Here is a 24,570-nt window from a genome sequence, read left to right on the forward strand (position 1 = left end):
TTGTAAAGAGTTTACTGCTTCGTATTGTGCGACATACTAACAAAATCTACTCGTTACAGTGCTAGATAAAAACAAAAAGGCCACCAAATGGTGGCCTTGATATATTTTCAGCTTTAAAGCTGTCGTTTTAACGATCCCAATAAGTCTCTTCTAAGCTATCTTCTCGTTCAGGAAGCGCTCGCGATAGGCGAGGAGAGTGCTGCGTCAACACTTCATAGCTTACTCGGTTTGCGTATTTACAGATCTGAGAAAGCGAGGAGTAGGTTAAGCATCGTACTTCGTGCTTTTCTGAGTTAGGCACTTCTTTTTGGTGGAAAGAGTTTGCTGCCATGTCATGCAGTAAGGCTGAAAGGGCTGCATCACCTGCACCATTAGTGTTCTTAATCTCTAATGGTCCACCAAGGTAAGGGCCGATGTGAGAGTAGACCTTCATTGGGTTTTGACAGTCTTCTTTACGCATCGCACGACTAAACTCGTACTGGTTAAAGGCTTCGAGGGAGCTTTCAAGGATGTCGTGTGTGGTTTCTCGTTTTACTTTCTCGTCGGTGTAACCAGCCATGTACAGACCATTTGGTCCTGCCGTACACAGTACGAGATCAACCCATTCAAGTGCTTTATCAGCAGCAGCTAGCGGCTCTGTTTCACCTGTTAGCGCCGCACCTTCTTCTTCATTCATAGCGACAACAGAAATGTTTTCGCGAATGTATTCTTGCCACCACTGTGCGTTGCCTTCGATAACGTACTTCGTCCCTAACGTAAGTACAACAGGGACATCGTGCTTCTTAGCAAAGTCGATCGCTCTTTGTACCGCTTTAGGCATTGGATCTTCTTCTTTACCACGCATTAGGTAAGAAGAAACAACCAGGGCTGATGCTTTCTCAAAGATCTCTTCAGGAATGCTTTCCGGAAGTAGTTGATTCATATGACCTTCGTTGATAGCAAATGTACGCTCACCGTCTTGAGAAATTAGGGTGTAGCAGCGACCAATAGGGCCATCTACCGTTTGTAAATGGTTAAGGTTCATGCGTGAAGACGTACGGCAAAGGTAGCGGTAAGCAAAAGAACCGACTTGAATGTTCTTAGACATCACACCGAGCAAAACGGATTTGCTATCGGCTAAAACTGAGTAGTTGTGAAGAGTATTGCCAATCGTGTCACCTGGGTATTGGTGTGTGATCAGGCCTTGCTCAACCAGTTCTTCGTAAAGAGCATCTGCTTTGCTTTCTTCAAGAACGAGCGAATGTCCTTTACTCAGGTTGTATTTCTCTAAAAACGCGTCATCTACACGTGCTTCGATATCTACAATGGTTTGACCGACACCAACAATAGTTGGGCGATATAGCTTAGGTGCCTGTCGGATTTGGTTTACTAATGGATCTCGAGCGTGAGTTGGGAAGTAGTGTTTAGATTTACGCTGACCAGGAAACTTCATGCTTGTTCTTGAGTGAGAAAAAAAAGAGGCGGGATTGTATCACAAAAAAATGAAAATCGTGGCGATTTATTACAAAGAAGTCTGCTCGCTGAAAAAATCAGCGAGCTGAGTAAATAGCAACCAAAGCAGCTGCAATTTATGACGCTTGTCGTATTGCAATGGGTTGTTTTTTAAACTTGTTGCTCAGCAGCGCCCGGAAAGAGCCTGCTCCGCGCTAACTAAATTTACCCGCGTTACTTTTTCACTTCAGTTGGCTCAACGTAAGCCTGGGTACCCCAAAGTGGGACTGTCGAAAGGCTATGCTTAAAACTACCATCGGTCTCTTTTGTTGTATAAGACAAGTAGAGTAAGGTTTGGTTATCGGCATCATAAATACGGCGAACCTTCATTGTTTTGAAGAAAATGCTTTTTGACTTCTTAAATACAATTTCACCGGACTTACTCTTATCTATTTTTGCAATCATTTCCGGTGTGATTTCGCCAGTCTGACGACATGATATTGAGCTATCACTTGGATCTGCTAAGCTGAAATCCGCTTCGATAGAGGCGATGTGACATGTGACACCTGTTACCACCTCGTCTTTCAACTCACCGACTTTGATGTCTTTCAAAGTAAACCAACCGAGCCCCACGTCAGCAACATCGTTATCTGAACAACCAACTAGAGTAGTAGCAAGCAATGCACTTAACAGCATCTTTTTCATTATTTTTGTCCTTAACTAGGAAAGATATTGATGAAATCTATCAGAGGTTTGCACCTAAAACAAAATTTAGCCACGGAAAGGTCTATGTGCGCTAGGTTTGTTGCGGGCTTCATGCTAATGTACTGCTCTAAACGAAGGTATCAAGATGAATGAACAACAGTTAGCCAGTATCGAGCGTAAAAATACATGGCTGTATGATCTGGTCGAAGTTGAATTTCCGACACCAGAGAGTTTGAAAGGGCGCGATGTCTATTTCAAAACGCTAGAAAAAGCAACGTATCAAGTAGTCGACAAAGACACACTACTGGAAAGTGACTCTGAATTTAACCCCGACGATATTTTTCTGGTCGATTTTCATCGACTGACCATTATGTTCTCTATCTTGCAATCTCAGCGCTGGGAACAGCAGTATGATAAAGATATGATCATTGAATATCTGACACAGATTATCCTCACGCCAGATTTTGAATTATATGTTGGTTTTAAATCTGGAGTCCCAATTGGTGCTGCTATTGTTAGCCATCTCGAAGGAAATACACTCATCTCTGATGTTGCTGTTTCTGAATCAAAATACAAAAGCTCGTTTGTGGCTGATCTGGCTAAAAGACTAAGCACCGAGCAAAAACTGTTAGACTCAGTGGTTATCGAAAACTAACTTACACATCAATGTGCATAAAAAGTAAAGCAAGATGACGTTGGGTGATCTTGCTTAGAAAAACTGTAATTGCTCCCTTCTATTTCCATGAAATGCCAAGCTCGTCGTTTCAACAATCCCAAACTCAAATAAGATTAATCCAAACATTCTTAAAATCAGCTTGGGCGTAAGCCTTTAAGAGGTCTGGAGATGGCTATGGCAATTACCAATATTAAGTGCGTGATATTTGACTGTGATGGTACGTTGGTCGACAGCGAAAGACTGTGTTGCCAAGCGCTCGTCAATGTATTTAACCAGCATGGGGCTGAGTTAACGATGGAAGAGTGCGTTTCTCACTTTAAAGGAGGAAAGCTCGCTGACATCCTTTTAGATACTAAAGAATTGAAAGATATCAAAGTCCCAATTGATGTTTTAGAGCCGCAATACCGAGAAGAAGTCCAGTCTCTTTTTGTGCGTCACTTACAGCCGATGGATGGCGCAAAACGATTAATTCAGTTTTTGGATTCGCATAATATCGAATATTGTGTGGCGTCTAATGGACCTAAAGATAAAATTGAATACGCTTTGGAGTTAACCGGTTTACTCGATGCTTTCCGAGGCAAAGTGTTCTCAGCATTCGATGCGAATAGTTGGAAGCCTGAGCCCGATTTAATCATGTACAGTGCTATGAGCATGGGCTTTTTACCAAGTGACTGTCTTTATATTGATGACACGCCTAAAGGAGTTGAGGCGGGATTAAACGCCGGTATCAAAACGGTACAGTTATTTAATGGTGAAGCTATCAATCGTGTTGATGACGAGCGTGTAATTCGCATCCATCATTTAGATGAATTAAAAGAGCAGCTGTGTGGCTGCTCTGTTTGACCTACTAATGGCAAACCGGACTTAAGCTGTGGATGTGCTTAAGTTTAGACTGTAGGTAAGGCGTCTGATGTAGACATTGGATAGATGAGAAGTTTTTTGTATGAAATCCGCAAGCAGCGCATGTGAATTTCTCGCCATCCGATGAAATGAGATATTCATCTCCTTGGCAGAGTGGGCAATTCAGGTTCTCTATGTCTTTTGTGTCTTTGTAATTATTCATATTGTTTTCCAGCAGCAAATTGGAATTGGCAAGATCAAGCATAGCGGAACGCTTTGTTTAAGAACATTATTTCATCCGGTACAGCGAGAACTTGAGATTCACTTCAAATATCCACTTGGATGTCGTAGAAAATATCGAAGGTAATAGTTGAACACGGTTTAAAGAAAAGGGCTCCTTAAGGAGCCCTTGTTGATCATAAGTTCCACAACGTTATGCGGTGCGGTAGCGTTGTAATATCTCACCAAGAGAAACGGAGGCTTGCGTGAGATTAGCGACGCCAGCGGTAGATTGCTCCGCCACTTCTCTGATTGTGCTTGATTGACTACGAATTTCTGAAAGTTCCGATGCAATATCGTTAGCAACTGCGCTTTGTTCTTCAGCAGATGTGGAAATCTGAATGCTCATGTCCATTAATGAGCGTGCTGACTCGGCAATAGAGGTAACATCATGGCCGATTTCATCAATAAGCTGGCTGCTGGTTTGAGCTTGCTGAACGGTTCGGTTGGTGATTGAAGCAATGTTCTGGCTCTCAATTTGAAGCTTCTCAATCATGGCTTGGATCTCTACTGTTGCCTGTTGAGTTCTGCTTGCTAATGTACGTACTTCATCGGCAACCACTGCAAATCCACGACCTTGTTCACCAGCACGGGCTGCTTCGATTGCTGCGTTTAGTGCCAACAGATTAGTTTGTTCTGAAATGGCGTTAATCGTTGTGATTACGTCATTAATCTGCGTCGTATTCTCGTTTAAATTGGTTACTGACGTAGAGGCTTGTTCAATATAGCTAGATAACGTCTCTATCTCGCCAATCACGTTTTGTACACGGCTTCTGCTTAGTTCGATCTTCTGGGCATCTTGGTCTGACTGCGCCGTTGCTTGTTGAGAAATACTTGATACCTCCTTTGCAGAGGCTGTCATTTCTTCCATTGCCGTCGCGACTGAATCAAGCGTTTGATATTGATGAGATATCTGGGTTTCACTCAACTGCATATCTTTTTCGAATGCAGAAGATGTCTCGCTCAACATCGTTGCATTATTTTTAACACTATTAACCAGTTCACTTAAGGTATCCATAGACTTGTCTAGCGCACAGCCGATGGTACCGAATTCATCTCGACCAGGGTGAAAACCAAGACGAGAGGTTAAGTCACCGTCACCAATTTTTTCGGTTGTTGTATATAAAACCCACAGAGCTCCTCCGATAAACGTTGCCACCCAGTAAGAGAATAGGGCAAAAGGAATAACCCATAAGAAGCTGAGTAATAGTGACGATAGAGCTGATGATTTTACCGATTCGTATTGTGTGGACATATTTTGAGTCAGCTTAATCACTTCTCCAGAATGCAACTTGGCATAAGCGGTGACAGACCCATCGACAAAAGAACTCTCGCTTACGCGGTTCGATTTCGATACGCCGTCAATTTCTGTAGCGCGGTTTGATTGAGCATCAACGATACCAGAAAGCTTCGCTTCGCTCGCCGAGATGGCTTGCTGCTCAAATTGTTGTATTTCATTGAAGTAGCGGCTTCCAGCCACTGAAGTGAGGGCTACTAAAAATAGTAGGAATATAACCCACATTTTGTCGTTGATAGACATCTTGATAAACAGCCTGTCTATCGTTCTAAACTCAACTTCTCTCATTTAAAGCTCCATTAGAGATAAAAGATATTGACCAAATCTATTGCTATATCGAAACAAAATATGCGAAGTTAATCAGCAAAATATGTAACGAATACTAAATTTAGTTTAAGAAATGAGATCTAAGGACGCCTATAACAGTATGTTATATCTTTAAATTGACATGAATGTTGATAAAAGAGTCATTTCTCTAAAGTGTTAAGTGGATATGAAACCTAATTGCAATCGTTTACTTTTGATTATGCTCATAGGTTTTTAAATCTTTACTTCTCGCTGTCATGAATGTGTCATATAAAGACTATAAAAAGGAGTTGCTGATGTGGATATGGCAAGAGCCAGGCCGTCAGCAAGTAAAAGCAAGAGAGCTTAAAATAAAGGAGGTCACAATGAGCGACCAATACCAAAACGATGAGAGCCTAGAGCTGCTAGATGCGCTTGAAATTGGCATTATCTTGTCGGAATACGTTGGCTCAGACAACGAAGCCGAATAGCGGAACACTCTCATCTCGTCGTAATTGACGTTATACTAGGTTCATGTCACACCAAGCCCTAGAGGCCAAAACTGGCGTCGAATGAACTTTCTAGCCCACCTGCATATCGCAGATCACAGTAACAGCCATTTGTTGGGAAACTTGCTTGGAGACTTCGTAAAAGGAGATCCAAGCAAGCTGTATGATCGCGATATCTCAAATGGCATCAGATTACATAGATTTGTTGACCGTATTACCGACCATCATCCAATCGTCAACGAATGTAAGCCTCATTTCACTGGTGTTGCGCGACGTTTTGCACCTATCGCTTTGGATATGTTTTGGGATCATTGCCTCGCAAAACACTGGAACGACTTTCATTCCGTGCCTCTCGAACACTTTGTAAAAACGGCATACGAGAGAGTAAACCGAGAGGTTCATGAACATTTGCCGCCACGTTTTTTGGTGCTCCACAGCAGAATGTGGCATGGCCGATGGCTTCAATCCTATCAAGATCTAGACAATATAGAATTTGCACTACATCGGATGTCGCAAAGAAGTCCTAGAATGGCAGACTTAACCACAACATTTAAAGTGATTGAAAGTGATTACACCGAATTAGAAGAGAAGTTCTCGTCACTTTATCGAGATGTTTTGCGTCAGTCGTATGATTTTCAGCAACAGCTTAATGACTCAACTCAATGAGATAGAAAAGTAGTATGGCTTTAGGGGCTCTGGTAAACTCTGCGCTCCAAAAATAATGAGGTTACACATGTCTGTTAATTTTGCTGATTTAGGCATCGAACAAAAGCTAATCGAGACGCTAGGCAATCTAAATATCGTGACGCCAACACCAGTGCAAGAAAAGTCAATTCCACACGTCCTTGCAGGAAAAAACTTACTTGCTGCTGCACAAACTGGTACGGGAAAAACGGCTGCGTTTGGTTTACCTATCATACAAACCGTTCAGCAAAAGAAACTTAATGGCACACCTCAAGCATTGATTTTGGTTCCAACACGCGAGCTTGCACAGCAGGTATTTGATAATTTGAATCAGTACTCGGCAGAAACAGAACTTCGCATTGTGTGTGTTTATGGTGGTACAAGCATTGGCGTACAAAAGAGAAAGTTAGAAGAGGGCGCTGATATTTTGATTGCCACGCCAGGCCGCCTTTTGGATCACCTGTTTAATGGTAACGTAAACATCTCTAAAACCGGTATGCTCGTGTTAGACGAAGCCGACCGTATGTTAGATATGGGATTTTGGCCTGACTTGCAGCGCATCTTCCGACGTTTACCTGCAGAGAAACAGATCCTATTGTTCTCTGCGACATTTGAGAAGCGAATCAAAACTATTGCGTATAAACTCATGGAATCGCCAGTTGAAGTCGAAGTTTCACCAGCAAATACGACTGCTGAAACGGTAACACAAATGGTTTATCCAGTGGATAAAAAACGGAAACGTGAATTGCTAGCGTACTTAATTGGCTCGCGGAATTGGCAGCAAGTGCTTGTATTTACAAAAACGAAGCAAGGCAGTGATGAGTTAGCGAAAGAGCTCAAGTTAGATGGCATCAAAGCGGTTTCTATCAACGGCGATAAATCACAAGGCGCCCGCCAAAGAGCTTTGGATGAATTTAAACAAGGTAAGATGCGTGCTTTGATTGCAACCGATGTGGCAGCACGAGGGTTAGATATTCAAGAGCTAGAACAAGTCGTGAACTTTGATATGCCATTCAAAGCAGAAGATTACGTCCATCGAATTGGCCGCACTGGAAGAGCTGGAAAGTCAGGTTTGGCGGTTTCTCTGATGAGTAGAGATGAGGAGTACTTGTTGCAAGCTATCGAGAATCTGCTTGATCAACGCTTACCCCAAGAATGGCTGGCAGGTTTCGAACCAAGTCTTGTAGAAGAAGTTGAGCCTGAACAAAATGGGCGTCGTCGTAGTCGTTCATCTGAGAAGCGTAAGCTAAAAGCAAAATTGGCGATTCATAAGAATCGTGGTAAATCACTTAGCTCTCGCTAAACCGCGCAAACTTTTGTTCTTACATAGTCAGGCTGTTTTTGCCTCTTCATAGACGTCTAACGTTTGGGGGATAGCAAGTAGGTACCCTTGGTACATATCGAAACCGAGCTTTTTCATTAAGCGAAGTTGATGCTCGGTTTCAATTCCTTCGATAACGGTTTTAGAGCATAACGCTTTTGCGAGTGATAATGCATCGTTAAGCGCTTTAAAATCACCGTTTTCATACCTTAGCAATAAAGAGCGATCCATCTTGATTATATCTGGGCAAACGCTTCTCACTCGCTCAGTTGTCGATGCATTGACGCCATAATCGTCAATCGCTAATTTAAATCCTTCAAGACTTAACTCCCGAGCAGCTTGAGACAAAGAGAGTTCATCCTCCACCTTCAATTCAAGTAACTCCATGACGATTTGTTCATTCATCAAATGCGATTCATAAATGGTTTGTTTTAGCAGTCGGTTATAAGTGATGTCTTTAACTAGTATCTCTGCCGCTACCGGTAATACATTGAGAAACAATTGTTTTGTGTGAAAGCGAGACTGAGAGAAATTTTTGATATGGATTAGGCGACTTAAGCGTTCAACATTGAGCAAATCTTGAGTGGGAGTCGCTTTGGATTGGAAAAACTGATCTGGCCTAACGATGGTGCCATTGGCATTGCTAATTCTTACCAGTGCTTCAAGGCCAACGATGGAAATATCGTTCTTATATATGGGTTGAAAGACACTGCGGAGAGTGAAGTTCGCGTATTTCGCAATATACTGCCCGTCGGCTTCTTTCCGGATGCAACTAAGTAGTTGCGAGATGCTCATCATTGTTACCACAACCTAAATCAATGTCTCAACATCAGCGTTATCGCGCTAATTTTTCTATTTCATTGGCAATGAATCTAAGTGTGCTCATTAACTCAAGCAAGAACGATGGTAATGGATGGGTAGTTTTGTCGAGTGATATCAAACAAATTGATGAAATAATTGATAATCTCAGCACTTCAATTTGATGCTACCATTGCAGTACGGCATACAACTGCAAATATTTTCTGACTAACTGCTGTTTGTTCGAACGCCGTAAAGGATGCCCAAACTTAATGTAACAAGGGCTAATACCGAATCGAGTGTCCAACGATTGCGTGAGTTGCGACTCGCTGGTGTACAGTGTGATTCCTTGTTCTGTGTATTCGTTGATCTGATCGGGTAGTTCACCCATCCACCAATGAAGCAATTCTCGGCTCGTTTTGCTGCGACTTATCCAATGATCACAAACCAAAAAGAGTAGGTCATTAGGCTGTAAGGCATAGCCATATTCACTCTGCCATTCCGTAATTGATGAGAGTAAGTTTTCCCGGCAAGATTTTCCGGCACTGACCATATGGTGACTCAGAACCCAGACAGTGCCGATGTCGGATGAAATTCGATAGTGATGGGGAAGGTCTGGAGAATCCAACACTTCGATTGGCTTTATCACGCAGTTGTATCCAAAGTGACGAAAAGTATGTTCCATCCTTCTTGAAAACGCGAGACCAAGATGATGCTCACTCATGCCTTGGTTATGCACCGCAGGGTAATGCTTTTCACACAGCTTAAGACAGTCGTCTTGAAAATCATTAACACTTTGAATAACTAGGTCGAGTAGCAAAGAATATCCCTTAATAATTACAAAACGAACTGCAAAAGGTTAGCATAGTCTTTTGAGAATAGACTAATTTACTTCGGCAACTTCTTGATCTAAACACCAAATTTCTCACAAATGACCGTGTTTAATCTTTAATAGAGCAACACGAAAGAAGCAGAAGTTGAACAAAAATTTGAAAGGGAAAAAATGATAAAGCTAGAACGCGCACAAAAAGAGGCGTTGGCCACCGCCATTCAAGATTACATGCAAGACGAGCTAGATGTTGAAATTGGCCAGTTCGATAGTGAGTTTCTAATTGATTTTATTACAGAAAAACTAGGGGTAATTTATTATAACAAGGGTGTTGAAAATGCTAAGTTACTGGTTGAACGCAGAATGTTAGAAGTTTCCGAAGAGCTGTATGAGATAGAACAAGAAATTAAGCTGTAAGTTTCAGTTTTACAAACGATTTAAAGTTCCTTCAAAAAATTCGAACAACTTGATAGATACGGTACCATTGGCTGGATGTAAATGATGGTAAATAATCTGTTTCATATGACGTAAATAGGTTAATGTAGTGTTTCTTGCTCAGCATTAACTTAGGAATATATCTAGGAACTTGAGATGGATACACTGGTAAAGAATTACAACCTTACTGCACGCGTGATGCATTGGTTATCAGCGCTGTGCATTATTGGTCTATTTGCAGTGGGTTTGTGGATGGTCGACCTTAGCTATTACAGCGAATGGTATCGAACTGCGCCGCATTACCATCGCTCTGTCGGTATTTTACTCGCTATTTTAACTTTGGCACGCATCGTATGGAAACATGTGACGGCGTCACCAAAGGTAGAAGGCAAACGTTACGAAGTGCTTGCTGCTAAAGCAGCGCATGGTGTCATGTACCTACTATTGGTCACCATCTTTGTTTCAGGTTACCTCATTTCAACGTCTGATGGACGCGGCATCGAAGTGTTTAATTGGTTCACCGTGCCAGGAGCGGGAGAGTTATTCCCAGGCCAATCAGATATTGCAGGTGAGATTCACTTCTATGCAGCTTGGGCAGTCATCCTGATTGCAGGTTTACATGCTATTGCTGCACTAAAACACCACTTTATCGATAAAGACAACACATTAAGAAAAATGTTAGGAGCTTCAAAATGAAAAAGTCACTTTTCGCTACAGGATTAGCTATCGCTATGGCACTGCCATTTGGTGCGCAAGCTGCAGATTATGTCATCGATACCAAAGGTGCTCACGCTTCAATCAACTTTAAAGTTAGCCACTTGGGTTACAGTTTCATCAAAGGTCGTTTCAATACGTTTTCTGGTGACTTTTCTTTTGATGAAAACAACATTGCTGACTCAAAAGTAAATGTTGTTGTTGATACAACCAGCCTAGATTCAAACCATGCTGAACGTGACAAACACATTCGTAGTGGTGACTTCATCGATGCTGGTAAATACAGTGAAGCAACCTTTACGAGCACAAAAGTGGTTGATAAAGGCAATGGCAAACTAGATGTAACTGGTGATCTAACGCTACACGGTGTTACTAAGCCTATTACTATTGAGGCTGAATTCGTTGGTGCTGGCAGTGACCCATGGGGCGGCGAGCGCGCTGGCTTTGTTGGCAACACTCGCCTAGAGCTTGCTGACTTTGACATCCCAGTAATGGGTGCTTCAAGCTACGTCGATATGGAACTTCATATCGAAGGTATTAAGAAGTAATTAGTTCCTTTTAGATACACTAAAAGCGCTCTTCACTTGAAGAGCGCTTTTTTATTATCTTAATCACATCACTAACATCGATAAACCCGTCAGTGATAGCGATTGAAAGCCAATAGACGTTGTAAATGTTTAGCGAATTACGCTGTTTCTAACTCGCTTTTTTCCACTAGGTTTAAACGCTCACCAAAAATCGGGCGTAGTGCTTTTAATACTTCAGTACGAGTAACCACCCCGACCATCTGCCCATTTTCAAGCACAGGAAGCACTTGTGGCTTACTTACTTTGATACTTTTAGCGCGTTCTTCGAGAGACAAAGACGTCAAGCGAGTGGCAATACCCATACTGCTCGCTGGGTACAACTGCTCTTTATCGATACATAGGAATTCCACAACATCAACGAGGCGATCACCAGCGTCAATTGCGACCACATCTCGGCTCATGATGTCTACGACTTTTTGGTCTTTCACCGGAATGTAGTCCTCACACCATAGCTCTACCATCACATCGTGAGCAGAGAAGAAGCCAACTAATCGATTTTGTACGTCTACAACAGGTGCGCTAGTTACGTTGTTATCAAGTAACACATCCAGCGCGGCTGCAATTGGCGTTTCTGCACGAATGGTGACTGGTTTTTGGTTCATAATGTCTTTAACAAAAGAAGCATTTTTCATGGTGAAATCCTTAACTGACGACAGTGTTGTAGTTGTAGTGATAGAAGAAATATTCGCTGCTTTTAGTTCTGGTCGGCGAAAAATACACCAGTTTGAAAGGCCAACTAATACCGCTCCGCCGACGATGTTGCCAAGCGTGACAGGAATTAAGTTAGCGGTAATAAAGTGGCTAATGTTTAGGTCTGTGTATTGTGACGCGGGCACACCGACAGATGCCCAAAAAGATTCAGGTGCAAAATTCGCGATAACAATACCAAGTGGAACCATAAACATGTTCGCAACACAGTGCTCAAAACCGCTGCTGACAAACATTGCCACAGGCAAAATTGTCATTGCTGCTTTTGTCATTGCATTTGCAGAACTAAATGTTAGCCAAATCGCTAGGCAGACCAATAGGTTACAGAGAATGCCGAGTGCAAACGCTTGAATGAGAGTGTGGTGAAGTTTGTGTTGTGCGATGTTAAGCGCATTTAATCCCCATTGACCGCTATCCATCTGATAAAGACCAGCAGCAGTAACCAGCGCAAGTAGGAACATCGCACCAATAAAGTTACCAACGTAAACTTTGCCCCAGATCGAAAGCATCTTACCGAACGAGATTTGCTTATTGGCCCAAGAAATACTGGATAGGACGGAGCTGGTAAATAATTCACCACCGCAGATCACGATGAGGATCAATCCCATGCTAAATGCGAGTCCACCAGCTAGGCGGCTCAAGCCCCAACCAGCGCCCGTACTGCCGGTGGTCACCGTGATGTAAAACAAGAATGCTAACCCGATGAACGCGCCGGCCATAATGGCGAGGCTTAATGTCATACTGCTGGTTTTGTTTGCCTTACTTAACGCAAATTTTTCCGCTTCAACCATCATCTCTTTTGGAGAAAAATACTGGTGATTTTGAGAACTGGTCACCGCCATATTGACTCCTTAATTTGTAATCGCATAAAAATCCTTGGTTATTAACTCAAAAATGAAATTGTTGTTTTTATTAAGAGCCTCAATGACTTCGGTTTCAAAACCATTGAGGCTTGCGGTGTTCCCGAACCGCGTACTCAGAATAGGGAGAACGGTTAGTAAGGTAAAATTGATAATATTTAGAAACCTCATCAAATTAATTGATAACTTTACGGGGCTAGGTAAAATGAACTCTATTGCTTATTGGGGCATGCTTTAACAATTGTGGGAATTGGGAAATACCCACTAATAATGGAGGACACTTTGCGCTACTCACTTAAGCAATTAGCGGTTTTCGACGCAGTTGCAGATACCGGCAGTGTAAGCCAAGCCGCAGAAAAATTGGCTTTGACACAATCAGCGACGAGTATGTCGCTTGCGCAATTAGAGAAGATGCTTGGCAGGCCGTTGTTTGAGAGGCAAGGCAAGCAAATGGCGTTAACCCATTGGGGGATGTGGTTACGACCAAAAGCAAAACGCTTGCTACAAGATGCATTGCAGATTGAAATGGGCTTCTATGAGCAACATTTATTGAGTGGTGAGATTCGCATGGGAGCGAGTCAAACCCCAGCAGAGCACTTAGTTCCCGACCTTATCAGTATCATTGATAATGACTTTCCAGAAATGCGTATTTCCCTCGGTGTACAAAGTACAAAAGGGGTGATTGATGGGGTATTAGATTACAAGTATGACTTAGGGATTATTGAAGGGCGCTGTGATGATAACCGTTTACACCAAGAAGTATGGTGTCGTGATCATCTTACTGTTGTCGCAGCTTCTCATCATCCTTTTGCGCGTAATCAGTCTGTTAGCCTTGCGCAGTTAGAGCAAGCGAAGTGGGTACTAAGAGAGCATGGCTCTGGCACACGAAAAACATTTGATAGTTCTATTCACCACCTTATTGAAGATTTGGATGTGTGGCGCGAATATGAACATGTTCCGGTGTTACGTAGTTTAGTTGCTAATGGTCAGTACCTTACTTGCTTACCGTATTTAGATGTAGAGCGATATATAGAAGCAGGTCATCTTGTGGCATTAAATGTACCCGAGTTAAAAATGGAAAGGACGCTTTCATTTATATGGCGCTCAGATATGGCAGAAAACCCATTAGTCGACTGCATTAAAAGAGAGGGACTGCGAATGATGAAAGGGAAGCCTTCAGTTCTTTAAAGGTTGATTAAACATGCCTACGAGATGAGTTGGGTTTATTCCCTAAATCTGTTGATTTATCGGTTGCGTCAAACTTTTAATGTAAATTGTGAAAATAATAATATCTTATTGTGATCAATATCACCGATAAGCTGAGCTGATGTATCTAACATGTGTCCTTGATTTCAATGTATGAAGGCAGTTATTGAACCATATAGGTACGATAATAGCCGAGCAGGTATGACTACCATGACGACACTTTTAGCTATTTCTATCACTACTGGAATTTTATCTGGCGTATGGGGTTGGATCGCCATCTCTTTAGGTTTGCTTTCTTGGGCTGGTTTTTTAGGTTGCACGAGCTACTTTGCAGCGCCAACGAGCGGATTGAAAGGACTAGGCATCAGCTTAATCACCAATATGACAGGTGTATTCTGGGCAATGGTAATTATTCACGGTTCCACTTACGTGGGGTTGGAAATTATTGGCTATGTGATTACCGCTATTGTGGCATTCTTCATGTGTATTCAAGCTAAACAGGCTTGGCTCGCGTACATCCCTGGTACTTTTATTGGTTCATGCGCAACATTTGCGGCTGACGGAAACTGGCAACTTGTCATTCCATCGTTGTTGCTAGGTGGTGTGTTTGGCTATCTAATGAAAGCGACAGGGCTATGGTTGCATACGAAATCAACCGCTACTTCTTCTTCGCTTGCTGAGCAAGCACAGTAGTGAACCCCCGATCTTATTGGTATCCACTGTGTATTGAGTTTTATCCCTCTCAATACCCTTAATCAAAATTAATGATGTTTGATACAAGCACACCAAATTGGTGTGCTTTTTTTGTATTATAAGACAATACGTTGAGTGTAAAATACGCCTAACTCATGTATTGCCGTTGGCCATGGTAACAACGCGTTTAAGTGTCCAGCGCAGAAGAACAGGAATACACTCCATGCCTTTCTCTTCACAATGAGAAACAATAGCCAAAGCTAAGTCCGGTTTTGCATGTTTTTTCAAAACACGATTTACGACTTTTTTAGCAGGGATAGGGTGGTCATGAGGAACTTTGATGATGTCCTTAAAGAAAAGTTCAAACCCATTGTTGTACAGAAAGTGCTCGATGTCTCGGTCGGGTAATTCCGTAAGTCGATGCCTTTCCTGATCATGGTCGAGCTGTGCTCGTACTGCATGCGCGTACTTTTTCCCTGCTGGGTCGCCATCGGTAACGACATGCCAATCAATACCAAACTCTTTTGCTACTTTGATGAGTGATTTTAGACCTGATTGAGCAAACTCAACGATTTGAACCCCTTCGGCAGCCAAGTCATACCCGCATTGACGAGCCAGTTCATGAAAAAGCCAAACTTCGGTTTCGCCCTCAACAAGTAACCAGCACCGCGCAAATAATGCTCCTGAACGATGAAAACGAATATGGAAACCAATTCGGCGCAACTCATCTCGACCAAACTTTGTTGAGTTTAAACTCTTAGCGATGGTTCTGTCTGATAGCCGAATTAAACGTCGAATTGAATACAGTGGAACAGAACCGAGTAACGTGCCACTGTTGGTGGTTAATATCTTTTGCATTGGCAATAATTGCAATAAGGACCACGCTCTCGCTAGATGAGTTGGATGCAGTCGACCTTCTGGATCTTCAATGATCAGTATTGGTCTCGCACAGCGCCTTAAATCAGTGGGGCCCTTAGCTTGAAGATAGGCATTGAGTAACCCCATTAAGAGCAAGCGGCTTTGTTTGTCATTGGTTTCTTTCAAGAACTGACTCAAGCCTTTATCAGAGGAAGGGCTTGTATAGAAAAGACCATCACGAGGTTTGCGTGGGTTGCCTTTACTGACACTTCTGAACGCGAAATAGTGTTCAACAAGCGTTTGCATTGAGTCGAGGCTACTACGAATCTCACCTTTATTCACATGACCAGGCATAGCCAATAAGCGTCGACAGGTGTTGTTGATTCGTTTTTCAATCCGAGCATTTTTACCATCGCCGTTGACATGGTTTAAATCTGGGAAGCGTCGGGAGTCACGTAGTCGGATTACAGGATGAAGTGTCATTAACTCAATAGCGAGTTTCTCTGAGTGGTGAAGTTTTTTGGGTTTGCCGTTATGACCCAAAAACGCGTACTCTGTATTAATGCCGTGCTCATCGCGAGACGCACTAATACGATAGTAAATGACTTGCTCACCATCTTCGTTGGTGCACCATGTAGGCTTTATGCGTCTGTAGCGTCCCGCTTTTACTTCGTTTTTATCCTGTGCTTTAAAACAAACAATGATCTGTAAGTGTTGTGTTTGTGGATGAGAAATTGAGTAGTCAACGTGAAAATCTTTCAGTTTGAATTGATACAATGAGCCATTGGCAGGTAGTGCGATGGAAAGGGCATCGAGCAATGATGATTTGCCCCACGTGTTTTCACCGATAAGCGTGGTGAGTTCGTCAAAAGAGAGTGAAAGGCGTTTGATGCCTCTAAACCCGGAGATTTCGATGCGTTCTAGTCTCATCTCAATCCTCCTTGCAATTATTTGAATTATCGAGAGTTATTTTGCTACTCCTAAGCATATATGAATTCGGAATTTTTGAGTTAAGCTCAGTTCACAAAATTACGAGAGCCTCTTACTGAATAGAGACCGTTACAAGCGAGGCTTGCTTTCAAAGCTGGGGGACAGCATCGTGATCACTTAAACATGAAATCCTAAATCGCAGTTTCATAAAATTCATGATTCTGTCATGATTCACTTCTTATTATTATAAGGAATGAAAAAAGAGAAGATGAAGATGAATAACAATCATAAGCCAGTGAGAATCAAACTGGCACACATCAATGACACACATTCCTACTTTGAACCAACGTCATTACAGTTAAAGCTTAAGATAAACAATGAACTCACGCTAGAACCCTATGTCAGTGCTGGCGGCTTTTCTCGTATCGCAACCAGAGTCGAGCAGTTAAGAGATGATGCTCAGCGCCAAGGTCATGGGATGTTGTTCCTCCATGCCGGAGATTGCTTCCAAGGCACGCTGTATTTCTCACTATTTAAAGGCAAAGCCAATGCCGACTTATTGAACGCATTAAAGATTGATGCAATGGCGTTAGGTAACCATGAATTAGATATGGGGAATGAGCCAGTTGCATTGTTTTGCCAACGTACTCAGTTCCCATTGCTTGCTGGCAACTGGGATTTATCCAATGAATCACTTAAAAAACCTCACCGTATCAGTGATTGCAAGGATGTATATAGTTACCAACCGGATACACAGAGCGCTCAATACATTGTTAAAGAATTCCATGGTGAGCGGGTCGCGATTTTCGGATTATCCATAGATAAAATGAGCGACATCGCAAACCCTGATGCAGACACGCCTTTTCACTCAGCAATTGAAACCGCCAAGGCGACCGTAAAACAAATCCATTCATCAGGTATAAAAAATATTATTCTTCTGAGCCACTTAGGTTATGAAGGTGATTTAGAGTTAGCTGAGCAAGTCGCAGGTATTGGTATAATTGTTGGTGGACACAGCCACCGGTTGCAAGGTGATTTTTCATCAATAGGGTTAGGACAAGACGATCCCTACGGTATCAAAATTAATGATACCTATGTGGTGCAAGCGGGTTTCCATGCTTTGACAATGGGGCACTGCGTCATTGAGTTTGATGAACACGGTAAAGCAACGATGTTGAGTGGACAAAATGAACTGTTGCTTGGTCGACGTATTTTTTGGGACTCGACGCTAAACCAACAGCTCGACCAAGGTGTATTCGAAACCGCGTGCGACTTCATCCATGGTCAACCGAATGTCGTGGTTTGTAAGAAACACCCGGAAACTCAAGCGATCCTGAGCGATAAATATATTCCTCAGGTCAGGCAGTTACAGTCACAAGTCATTGCTAGTGTTGACACCAAAAAGCGTCATGTGAGAATTCCCGATGAATTTGGTGAGAGTGAGTTGGCTTCCTCCGTTGCCCGATCATTTCTGCACTGTTTAAACAAACGTGGATATGACGTTCAATTTGCAATTCATAATGCGGGTGGCGTGCGAACCTCTTTGAACCCTGGCAACATTACAGTGGCAGACATTGCCGGACGGCTGTTGCCTTTTGCCGTTCCTATCGGCTTTTACGATGTAAAAGGCAGCGCTATTCGCCGTGCACTTGAAGGCGCGATAAATAATGCACTCAACAATGGCGTAGAAGGCACTGGATCTGGCAGTTATCCGTACACTTACAATTTAAACTTCGAGTACCACGCAGATGCCCCAAAAGGTGAAAGAGTTCAATCATTAGTGATTTTTGATGGTAAACAATGGGTAGGTGTTCAAGATGATGTTTGGTATCGAGGGACTTCTTCTGCCTATACGATGAAAGGGAAAGAGGGGTACGACGCATTGCAGGAGATGAAAGGAGAAGGGCGTGTGACCAGTTTGTCCATGGCTGATTGTTTTATTGAACTCCTGACCGATGAGCCAAACTGTTTGAATCAAAGTCACAAACTTTACACAAAGCGACGTCGATAATAGATACTGGTATTGATTTTGCTGCTCTCCACTTACTACATGGGTTGATGAGGATGGCAGTATGTGGAATAAAGATTGGGCAGATACGGCAGTCGTGGTTGCCTGGATCGCAATTTGGTCAACACTGGTCTACTTTGTGCCTCTAAGCGGCTTTTGAACTGCTAAGAATGTGGATGTTACAAAAGGGAGCAGTAATGCTCCTTTTTTGTATCTATCTTCCCCGTTAGGGCCCTAACTAATGAAGAGTTTGTCTTGAGCCATTTGCTGCTTTTTGTCTGTTTACTATAGTTCAGGTGGTTGAATCCATTTCTTTCTTTTTATAGTGCTTCCTGATTTTTGATAAGAATTTTATTTCGATAAGACAAGGTTTTTTTGTTGGAAAGCCTGACGCTCGGCGTTATTATGTCGGCGTTTGGGGAGTAGTTAGCGCAAGTTTACTTATCGTCATCTCGTTAAGCATCAGCTTATCCGGTAAGTAAAGGTGTTACGTGGTTCATTCACGTCAACACTTCAACGAGACCAACGCATTCATTGACTAGCAGCACATAATCGTTATGTGGCTGTTGGTTGTTATTGTCTGCGGAAGGTCACCAAACGAAGTCCTTCCGCCATGGGAGGAAATATGTCTCTTATCGAAAATACCACCCAATTGAGCCAATCGGTGCCTCTTCAAGAATCATTAGCGATGTATGGTGCTTTTGGTTTATTTACCCTTGTTCTTGTTACGCTTGATATCTATCAAACACGTGGTGGCGCTATCACGATGAAAAAAGCCATCGTTTGGAGTGTTTTTTGGTTCTTGCTTGCCTTTGTTTTTGCAGGTTCTATTTATTTATTCTGGGACTTTTACGCGCCACATAGCGCTTATACGAACGACAAAGCAACGATTTCATTCTTAACTGGTTACTTACTAGAGAAGTCGCTAAGCGTGGATAACTTGTTTGTGTTTGCCATCATCTTTGCACAATACAGTGTGCCGGAGCACTTGCGTCCGAGAGCATTGCTTTGGGGGGTGATAGGTGCGCTAGTTTTACGCGCTGTCATGATTGCGGTTGGTGCTCAGTTACTTTCACAGTATCACTGGGTATTGTACTTATTTGCTGCTTTTCTTATTTGGACGGGTGTTAAGCTAGCTCGCGACAAAGGCGAAGCAGAAGAGGTTAATCCATATCCGGAGCAGTTGATTCGAAAGGTATTGCCAGTTACAGATGACTACCAAGGAAATCGCTTAATCTTAAAGCAAGCTGGTAAGTGGGTGGCAACACCGATGCTGATCGTTGTTGGTGTCATTGCAGTAATGGACGTTATGTTTGCGTTGGATTCTATACCAGCTATATTCGCGGTAACGCGAGAGCCATTTTTAGTCTTAGCCGCGAACGTATTTGCATTACTGGGTTTGCGATCGCTGTACTTTGTTCTTCAAGCAATGTTAGACAAGTTTGTATACTTAAAACCAGCATTATCAGTAATCATGATGTTTATCGGGGTAAAAATGCTATTGGTTGGAACAGAATATGAGATTCCGACAGCATGGTCTCTCACATTTTTAGTTGTTGTGATGACATCGGCAGTGGTTGCATCACTCCTAAAAAATAAAGCGAAGCGTCAAACTAGCGTTAATATTACTAATCAAAAAATATAAAGTAAGCACTAAAATCAAAAGAAATAACGAAAAATATTGTTAAATATATGTTGTTGCTTAAGGGGCAATTATGCAGGTAATGTTCAGTTATTCAATGTAATTACAGCAATTGTGATTATTTATGCCGTTATTATTCATTTGTATTTTTGAGTTTTGTAATGAGTTTGTTTTATTAGAAATTCTAATTTGAATGGGTAAAATTTGTCATTTCTTAAACAATAAGAAACTGACTAATATACAACCAACTAAACAGACTACTGCTTTTAAAGAGAGGCAATCATGGCACAAGCAATGCAAATGACAAATGTAGCTTTACCAACCTCTATGGATAAGAAAACCTACGCGGTTAACTTCAAAGGACTGATTGCTCACTTACTGGACATTCTATTTGTAGATAACACTGCGCCACGCAGTTACTACGCAGAAGACTTGTCAGCACATATTCAAAAAGACATCGGTATGTACCGTTAATATTGAAATAGTGTAAGAAATACCGGCCTATGAGCCGGTATTTTTTTATTTGTAAAACATGCCTACTCAACCTACGCCCTAGAAAAGAAACACTCTAGAGGAGGTAGACATGATAGTAGATTAAGTGTTGTATAGAAAAACGGGGCACCATTGGTGCCCCGTTTTGACATGACTGAAGTGCGATATTACTTCTTGCGGCAGTATTCTGCGATCACGTACATCGACTGACCACCATTTGCCTTACCCGAAACTAGCTTTGGATCATCGCCAAGGCTAATACCACGAATCACTGTACCTTGTTTGATTACTTGGTTAGTGCCTTTTACTGGTAGGTCTTTAATTACTGTTACATCGTCACCTTTCTTAAGTTCAGTGCCGTTACAGTCAACCGTTTTATCGTCAGCAGACATCCCTTTCATTGCCCAGTTCATTTGCTCTTCTTCCATGTACATCATGTCAAGAGCATCTTGAGCCCAGCTTTCTGTGTTTAGGCGAGTGAGTTGGCGCCATGCAGTCACTTGTACAGCAGGAACCTGGCTCCACATACTTTCGTTTAGACAACGCCAGTGGTTAATGTCTTTTGGCTCATCGATCTCACCCAGACACTTATCACAAACCATGATGGCAGTATCAACCGTCACATTACCGTGAGGTGGGACAGCGTATGCAGTTAGTTGAGATTCAGAAGAACACAGTTCACATTTTGACTCGCAGCGCGCAAGCAGAGTAGCTTCAATAGACATAAGGACTCACCTTAGTAATGTTATTTTGTGGCGGTATTATCCACTTTATCCTGAGAAATAAAAGGGTGTTAGCGAATTAAAGATTAGATTTTACAATACTCCAACCTGATTAAGGTGAAGATGTAAAATATTCGCTAAATAAATAATACGGAAGTATAAAAGACACTATTAATTGTTTTGGTTTATGAATTGGTTGTGTCAATTTCTACAACGATTACAAACCTAAAAGAGGTAAATGTAGAGAGAGGGTGGCTAGAACATAGCCCTCTAATTTACAGAGGGCCTGTCGTTAACGTTCGACAATCTGGACAATTTGCTCTTTTGAAATACTCATTTCTTTACCATCCATGTCTTCATACTCGTACATACCCGTTTCCTCGTTCAGGTCTGGTTTACCGTAAGAGGTAATAATTTTCCCTTCATTTGTCGACATCAGATATTGGCTACTTCCGCATGCAGCAAGAAGTAATACAGTGGCAATAACAGTCAATACGCGCATAGAGTTTTCCTTTTAAACAAGTGAGTTAGGCAAAGACATCGTTTTAACTATAGCAGAGGAAATATGAGTGGGTTTGAATACAATTGAAATGAAAAAGCCCAGTAGAAACTGGGCTTTGGTAGGAAGGGCGTTGCGATTACTTCAAAACAGAAGTGTTAGTGACACCTGTTAGTGCGTCATCCATTAAGAAGTCAGTGTTTTCCATCTGCATCTCTACATGATGATCAATATCAGACAAAGTGCCATTTGGCGAAGCAAAAGTACTGTGCGATGCAGTAGCATTAAACTGTACAAAGCTCGCAGTTGCATTCACAGTAGTGTCCGTACTGTTCACAGTCTTCAACCCTAGCTTATTAGCAAGCGGTTCAGTACCCGCGAATGGTGCATTTGGAACGCTGTTTGGTACTGTGCTATCGCCATCCACTTCTGTCATAAAGAATGGTGTCGTTAGCGAACCAGATGCCACTAAATCTGAAGCGTTTGTGAACGGATCGACAGTGTCTAGTGTAGTCTGTGCTGCATAGATAAATTGTGAGAAACCTGCTTCTAGCGCTGCTACTTGAGCTTCCGTTGCCGCAGCCTCAAATGCTTCGTAACATGTTTTATCTTCTAGATCCGCACATGATGCATCAGCGTAATTCGCATAGTCTTTTGATGCTGCATAAGCGAGGTTATGTTTGATCTGAGGACCGTAATTGTCTGAACCCAGTAACAAATTACCAATTTGTCCACCAGAGTTCTGTACTGATGCAGAACTAAAGGTGTACAGCGCATCCGCAGTAGAGCTGCCCAATGTATTGTTTGCTGCTGCGACGGCAGATGTAGCGACAATACCGCCAAGTGAATGACCTAGCATTTTGACTTTTGAACCCGTCATTGGGTTGAAGCCTTGCAGAGGACCTCCAGCTAAAAGACCGCCTTGAGCAGATACTACCAAGCTAGCGCGCAAACCTAACACATCCAGAACACTTTGACGTAGGTTGTCACGCGCAACGGCTAAGTTGGAAAGATTTAGATAAGCCAGTACATTCGCATTTGCGGAACGTTGTTCATCTAAGCTGCGCGTACCATGAATAGGTAAGTCAATAGCGATAACTGCAACACCTGCTTTTACCATATTGAACGCGAACGCGTACGCATTCTCTTTCGCAGAGGTGATGCCGTGTTGATAAATCACAACGTCTGTCGCGACGCCAGATTTAGGTGTGAAGACCAGTACTTCGACATCTTCAACCGATTTCACTACGGGAACAGGCGAGTAGCGAGTAATAATACGCTCACTATCAAGCTGGGTACCATCGGTAAGAGTAAGCTTAGCTCCAACAAGTTTTAGCTGCTCTGTAGGATCTGTAGCAAGCTTTGTCACATCAACAGGATCATTTGCAAAAACGCCTGTTGATAGCTGCTGAACCATGTTTGCTTGCTCGTTCGGATCCGCTAATGCTGCGCTTAGCTTCGCTAGGCTTGGCATCGCAGATACCATTGGTTGCATGTTCCAGCTTGCGCCTTTTTCCAAGTAATGAGGCAGTCTTACCACACCTTGTGTCACGCTTACATAGGCACCTGATTGCATGTAAAGGCCTTTAATTGCCGTTTTAGCTGCGTCTAGATCGCTAATGTATTTACTAAAGTCATCGTCAGAGTCTAGCGCAGTGCTAAAGTCTTGGGTTTCACCGAGCGTTATTGTGTAGGCCGTTGATAAGTCAACTGAACCTTCGTTTGAGTCATTTTTGTAAACGGTATTTAGTGTGTTTGCGCCAGTAGAAAAACCAGTAGCGGTTACTCCTTTGACTGCCGCTAACGTATCACCTACAGACTGGGTACTGAACCATGAGGAGTAAACGATGTCGTTAGGATTAACTTGAGCTAGACCAAAAATGCCTTCAACCGCCTGAGTGACTGCTTGAACAGAAGCAAGGTCGCCAGTTTCATAAACGATTTCTTTCGATTTACCAGTCGCATAACTTGCTGATGTACCAATTGGCTCACCATTCACGTCAGTAACATCTTGTGTAACCGCAAAAATGTACTCGCTTGACTCATCAAGTGCAGCCAAGAACTGGATGTATAGAGAGCTACCTTTTGCTTGAACTACGTAGTCCTGATTCTGAACGAGTACCTCTTCGATTGGGTTAGATTTACCGTCCCACTCGGTTAAGCGTTGGTTAATCTTGATGACTTTAACACCAGACGACAGCATGCCCGTTGCAAAACCGTCGCCGTTGAAGTTAAGAACGATTGGCATAGACGTTGACCATCCATCCATCGTGTTCATTGAGGCTCTAGGGTTGGTTAAAGCATCATCGCCATCAGTTGGCAGACCAAGCGTACCATCGCTTGTGTCCATTAATAAGTAAGACGGTGCCGGTACATCTGCGTTCGCTCCTTGAAGCGTAAAACTGATGGATGTTTCGCGATCAAGCAATGCTTGGACTTCATCTTCAAATTGAACTTTGTCGGAAGTACCAGAGCTGGAGGTATCATCACCACAACCAGCAAGAAGGATTGCAGAACAAAGCATTGATAATTTAAACGTGTGTTTCATTGGTTTACTCCGTA

23 protein-coding genes are annotated in these 24,570 nt (G+C 42.5%); 13 read left to right on the top strand and 10 right to left on the bottom strand.

The window, feature by feature from the left end:
- Positions 1-127: 127 nt before the first annotated feature.
- Together R7E38_RS06100 and R7E38_RS06105 are read right to left on the bottom strand one after the other, a co-directional pair.
- Positions 128-1,432: an inosine/guanosine kinase gene (locus tag R7E38_RS06100; protein ID WP_005376376.1), complete on the bottom strand. Its 1,305-nt coding sequence runs from the start codon at positions 1,430-1,432 to the stop codon at positions 128-130.
- Between the two features lie 233 nt (positions 1,433-1,665).
- Positions 1,666-2,136: a CreA family protein gene (locus R7E38_RS06105; RefSeq protein WP_005376377.1), complete on the bottom strand. Its 471-nt coding sequence runs from the start codon at positions 2,134-2,136 to the stop codon at positions 1,666-1,668.
- Between the two features lie 145 nt (positions 2,137-2,281).
- Between R7E38_RS06105 and R7E38_RS06110 the strand changes: the two genes are divergently transcribed.
- Together R7E38_RS06110 and R7E38_RS06115 are read left to right on the top strand one after the other, a co-directional pair.
- Entirely contained in the window at positions 2,282-2,791 is a 510-nt protein-coding gene (locus R7E38_RS06110) for a hypothetical protein (RefSeq protein WP_005376378.1), read from the top strand.
- A gap of 195 nt (positions 2,792-2,986) precedes the next feature.
- Complete coding sequence (locus R7E38_RS06115; RefSeq protein WP_047103569.1) at positions 2,987-3,655, top strand: HAD-IA family hydrolase; 669 nt, start codon at positions 2,987-2,989, stop codon at positions 3,653-3,655.
- A gap of 430 nt (positions 3,656-4,085) precedes the next feature.
- Here R7E38_RS06115 and R7E38_RS06120 read toward each other — a convergent pair whose 3' ends face one another.
- Positions 4,086-5,516 carry a methyl-accepting chemotaxis protein gene (locus tag R7E38_RS06120; RefSeq protein ID WP_213866352.1) on the bottom strand — a complete coding sequence of 477 codons (1,431 nt, stop codon included), beginning with the start codon at positions 5,514-5,516 and terminating at the stop codon, positions 4,086-4,088.
- A 314-nt stretch (positions 5,517-5,830) separates the two neighbouring features.
- Between R7E38_RS06120 and R7E38_RS06125 the strand changes: the two genes are divergently transcribed.
- From R7E38_RS06125 to R7E38_RS06135, 3 genes are all read left to right on the top strand, one after another.
- A complete protein-coding gene (locus R7E38_RS06125; protein ID WP_017820948.1) occupies positions 5,831-6,004 on the top strand; it encodes a hypothetical protein in 174 nt (57 codons plus the stop codon).
- An 81-nt stretch (positions 6,005-6,085) separates the two neighbouring features.
- Positions 6,086-6,688, top strand: a complete 603-nt coding sequence (locus R7E38_RS06130) for an ACP phosphodiesterase (protein WP_054865345.1) — start codon at positions 6,086-6,088, stop codon at positions 6,686-6,688.
- A 67-nt stretch (positions 6,689-6,755) separates the two neighbouring features.
- A complete protein-coding gene (locus tag R7E38_RS06135) occupies positions 6,756-8,009 on the top strand; it encodes a DEAD/DEAH box helicase (protein ID WP_213866351.1) in 1,254 nt (417 codons plus the stop codon).
- A 27-nt stretch (positions 8,010-8,036) separates the two neighbouring features.
- Here the strand turns inward: R7E38_RS06135 and R7E38_RS06140 are convergent, their stop codons facing one another.
- Positions 8,037-8,825, bottom strand: coding sequence for an EAL domain-containing protein (locus R7E38_RS06140; protein WP_226082972.1), 789 nt, complete (start codon positions 8,823-8,825; stop codon positions 8,037-8,039).
- A 187-nt stretch (positions 8,826-9,012) separates the two neighbouring features.
- A complete protein-coding gene (locus R7E38_RS06145; protein WP_005376385.1) occupies positions 9,013-9,645 on the bottom strand; it encodes a hypothetical protein in 633 nt (210 codons plus the stop codon).
- A gap of 183 nt (positions 9,646-9,828) precedes the next feature.
- On the opposite strand from R7E38_RS06145, the gene R7E38_RS06150 reads away from it, so the two are divergent.
- The 3 genes from R7E38_RS06150 to R7E38_RS06160 all read left to right on the top strand — a co-directional run bounded on the left by R7E38_RS06150 (position 9,829) and on the right by R7E38_RS06160 (position 11,351).
- Positions 9,829-10,071, top strand: coding sequence for a DUF2164 domain-containing protein (locus R7E38_RS06150; protein WP_318081699.1), 243 nt, complete (start codon positions 9,829-9,831; stop codon positions 10,069-10,071).
- 174 nt (positions 10,072-10,245) lie between these two features.
- Complete coding sequence (locus R7E38_RS06155) at positions 10,246-10,785, top strand: cytochrome b (protein WP_005390157.1); 540 nt, start codon at positions 10,246-10,248, stop codon at positions 10,783-10,785.
- On the top strand, positions 10,782-11,351 hold the full coding sequence (locus R7E38_RS06160; RefSeq protein ID WP_017634178.1) for a YceI family protein: 570 nt from the start codon (positions 10,782-10,784) through the stop codon (positions 11,349-11,351). Before R7E38_RS06155 ends, R7E38_RS06160 begins: the two co-directional genes overlap by 4 nt.
- A gap of 137 nt (positions 11,352-11,488) precedes the next feature.
- Here the strand turns inward: R7E38_RS06160 and focA are convergent, their stop codons facing one another.
- Positions 11,489-12,940 (bottom strand): formate transporter FocA, encoded by a 1,452-nt coding sequence (focA, locus tag R7E38_RS06165; protein WP_226082974.1) that lies wholly within the window; start codon positions 12,938-12,940, stop codon positions 11,489-11,491.
- A 300-nt stretch (positions 12,941-13,240) separates the two neighbouring features.
- Here focA and R7E38_RS06170 point away from each other — a divergent pair, with 300 nt between their 5' ends.
- Positions 13,241-14,146 carry a LysR substrate-binding domain-containing protein gene (locus R7E38_RS06170; RefSeq protein WP_005376369.1) on the top strand — a complete coding sequence of 302 codons (906 nt, stop codon included), beginning with the start codon at positions 13,241-13,243 and terminating at the stop codon, positions 14,144-14,146.
- A 228-nt stretch (positions 14,147-14,374) separates the two neighbouring features.
- Entirely contained in the window at positions 14,375-14,857 is a 483-nt protein-coding gene (locus tag R7E38_RS06175) for a DUF1097 domain-containing protein (protein WP_017634175.1), read from the top strand.
- A 153-nt stretch (positions 14,858-15,010) separates the two neighbouring features.
- Here the strand turns inward: R7E38_RS06175 and R7E38_RS06180 are convergent, their stop codons facing one another.
- A complete protein-coding gene (locus R7E38_RS06180; RefSeq protein WP_042520844.1) occupies positions 15,011-16,645 on the bottom strand; it encodes an ATP-dependent endonuclease in 1,635 nt (544 codons plus the stop codon).
- Between the two features lie 268 nt (positions 16,646-16,913).
- On the opposite strand from R7E38_RS06180, the gene R7E38_RS06185 reads away from it, so the two are divergent.
- The 3 genes from R7E38_RS06185 (at position 16,914) to R7E38_RS06195 (ending at position 20,769) form a co-directional block, all read left to right on the top strand.
- A complete protein-coding gene (locus tag R7E38_RS06185; RefSeq protein ID WP_005376363.1) occupies positions 16,914-18,656 on the top strand; it encodes a bifunctional metallophosphatase/5'-nucleotidase in 1,743 nt (580 codons plus the stop codon).
- Between the two features lie 622 nt (positions 18,657-19,278).
- Complete coding sequence (locus R7E38_RS06190; protein WP_054728956.1) at positions 19,279-20,298, top strand: TerC/Alx family metal homeostasis membrane protein; 1,020 nt, start codon at positions 19,279-19,281, stop codon at positions 20,296-20,298.
- 279 nt (positions 20,299-20,577) lie between these two features.
- On the top strand, positions 20,578-20,769 hold the full coding sequence (locus R7E38_RS06195; protein ID WP_005376351.1) for a hypothetical protein: 192 nt from the start codon (positions 20,578-20,580) through the stop codon (positions 20,767-20,769).
- Between the two features lie 185 nt (positions 20,770-20,954).
- Here R7E38_RS06195 and R7E38_RS06200 read toward each other — a convergent pair whose 3' ends face one another.
- The 3 genes from R7E38_RS06200 to R7E38_RS06210 all read right to left on the bottom strand — a co-directional run bounded on the left by R7E38_RS06200 (position 20,955) and on the right by R7E38_RS06210 (position 24,556).
- Positions 20,955-21,512, bottom strand: a complete 558-nt coding sequence (locus R7E38_RS06200) for a PhnA domain-containing protein (protein WP_005376350.1) — start codon at positions 21,510-21,512, stop codon at positions 20,955-20,957.
- Between the two features lie 289 nt (positions 21,513-21,801).
- Complete coding sequence (locus R7E38_RS06205) at positions 21,802-22,011, bottom strand: YgdI/YgdR family lipoprotein (protein ID WP_005376349.1); 210 nt, start codon at positions 22,009-22,011, stop codon at positions 21,802-21,804.
- Between the two features lie 136 nt (positions 22,012-22,147).
- Entirely contained in the window at positions 22,148-24,556 is a 2,409-nt protein-coding gene (locus R7E38_RS06210; RefSeq protein ID WP_226082976.1) for a VolA/Pla-1 family phospholipase, read from the bottom strand.
- Positions 24,557-24,570: the final 14 nt, after the last annotated feature.

This window comes from Vibrio sp. Vb2131 (genome assembly GCF_033338535.1).
In the GTDB taxonomy this organism is placed as follows: Bacteria; Pseudomonadota; Gammaproteobacteria; order Enterobacterales; family Vibrionaceae; genus Vibrio; species Vibrio alginolyticus.

Excerpts from the sequence above, each read along its gene's own strand:
- R7E38_RS06100 (WP_005376376.1), bottom strand. The coding sequence starts at position 1,432 with ATGAAGTTTCCTGGTCAGCGTAAATCTAAACACTACTTCCCAACTCAC.
- R7E38_RS06105 (WP_005376377.1), bottom strand. The coding sequence starts at position 2,136 with ATGAAAAAGATGCTGTTAAGTGCATTGCTTGCTACTACTCTAGTTGGT.
- R7E38_RS06110 (WP_005376378.1), top strand. The coding sequence starts at position 2,282 with ATGAATGAACAACAGTTAGCCAGTATCGAGCGTAAAAATACATGGCTG.
- R7E38_RS06115 (WP_047103569.1), top strand. The coding sequence starts at position 2,987 with ATGGCAATTACCAATATTAAGTGCGTGATATTTGACTGTGATGGTACG.
- R7E38_RS06120 (WP_213866352.1), bottom strand. The coding sequence starts at position 5,516 with ATGAGAGAAGTTGAGTTTAGAACGATAGACAGGCTGTTTATCAAGATG.
- R7E38_RS06125 (WP_017820948.1), top strand. The coding sequence starts at position 5,831 with ATGTGGATATGGCAAGAGCCAGGCCGTCAGCAAGTAAAAGCAAGAGAG.
- R7E38_RS06130 (WP_054865345.1), top strand. The coding sequence starts at position 6,086 with ATGAACTTTCTAGCCCACCTGCATATCGCAGATCACAGTAACAGCCAT.
- R7E38_RS06135 (WP_213866351.1), top strand. The coding sequence starts at position 6,756 with ATGTCTGTTAATTTTGCTGATTTAGGCATCGAACAAAAGCTAATCGAG.
- R7E38_RS06140 (WP_226082972.1), bottom strand. The coding sequence starts at position 8,825 with ATGATGAGCATCTCGCAACTACTTAGTTGCATCCGGAAAGAAGCCGAC.
- R7E38_RS06150 (WP_318081699.1), top strand. The coding sequence starts at position 9,829 with ATGATAAAGCTAGAACGCGCACAAAAAGAGGCGTTGGCCACCGCCATT.
- R7E38_RS06155 (WP_005390157.1), top strand. The coding sequence starts at position 10,246 with ATGGATACACTGGTAAAGAATTACAACCTTACTGCACGCGTGATGCAT.
- R7E38_RS06160 (WP_017634178.1), top strand. The coding sequence starts at position 10,782 with ATGAAAAAGTCACTTTTCGCTACAGGATTAGCTATCGCTATGGCACTG.
- focA (WP_226082974.1), bottom strand. The coding sequence starts at position 12,940 with ATGGCGGTGACCAGTTCTCAAAATCACCAGTATTTTTCTCCAAAAGAG.
- R7E38_RS06175 (WP_017634175.1), top strand. The coding sequence starts at position 14,375 with ATGACGACACTTTTAGCTATTTCTATCACTACTGGAATTTTATCTGGC.
- R7E38_RS06180 (WP_042520844.1), bottom strand. The coding sequence starts at position 16,645 with ATGAGACTAGAACGCATCGAAATCTCCGGGTTTAGAGGCATCAAACGC.
- R7E38_RS06185 (WP_005376363.1), top strand. The coding sequence starts at position 16,914 with ATGAAGATGAATAACAATCATAAGCCAGTGAGAATCAAACTGGCACAC.
- R7E38_RS06190 (WP_054728956.1), top strand. The coding sequence starts at position 19,279 with ATGTCTCTTATCGAAAATACCACCCAATTGAGCCAATCGGTGCCTCTT.
- R7E38_RS06195 (WP_005376351.1), top strand. The coding sequence starts at position 20,578 with ATGGCACAAGCAATGCAAATGACAAATGTAGCTTTACCAACCTCTATG.
- R7E38_RS06200 (WP_005376350.1), bottom strand. The coding sequence starts at position 21,512 with ATGTCTATTGAAGCTACTCTGCTTGCGCGCTGCGAGTCAAAATGTGAA.
- R7E38_RS06205 (WP_005376349.1), bottom strand. The coding sequence starts at position 22,011 with ATGCGCGTATTGACTGTTATTGCCACTGTATTACTTCTTGCTGCATGC.
- R7E38_RS06210 (WP_226082976.1), bottom strand. The coding sequence starts at position 24,556 with ATGAAACACACGTTTAAATTATCAATGCTTTGTTCTGCAATCCTTCTT.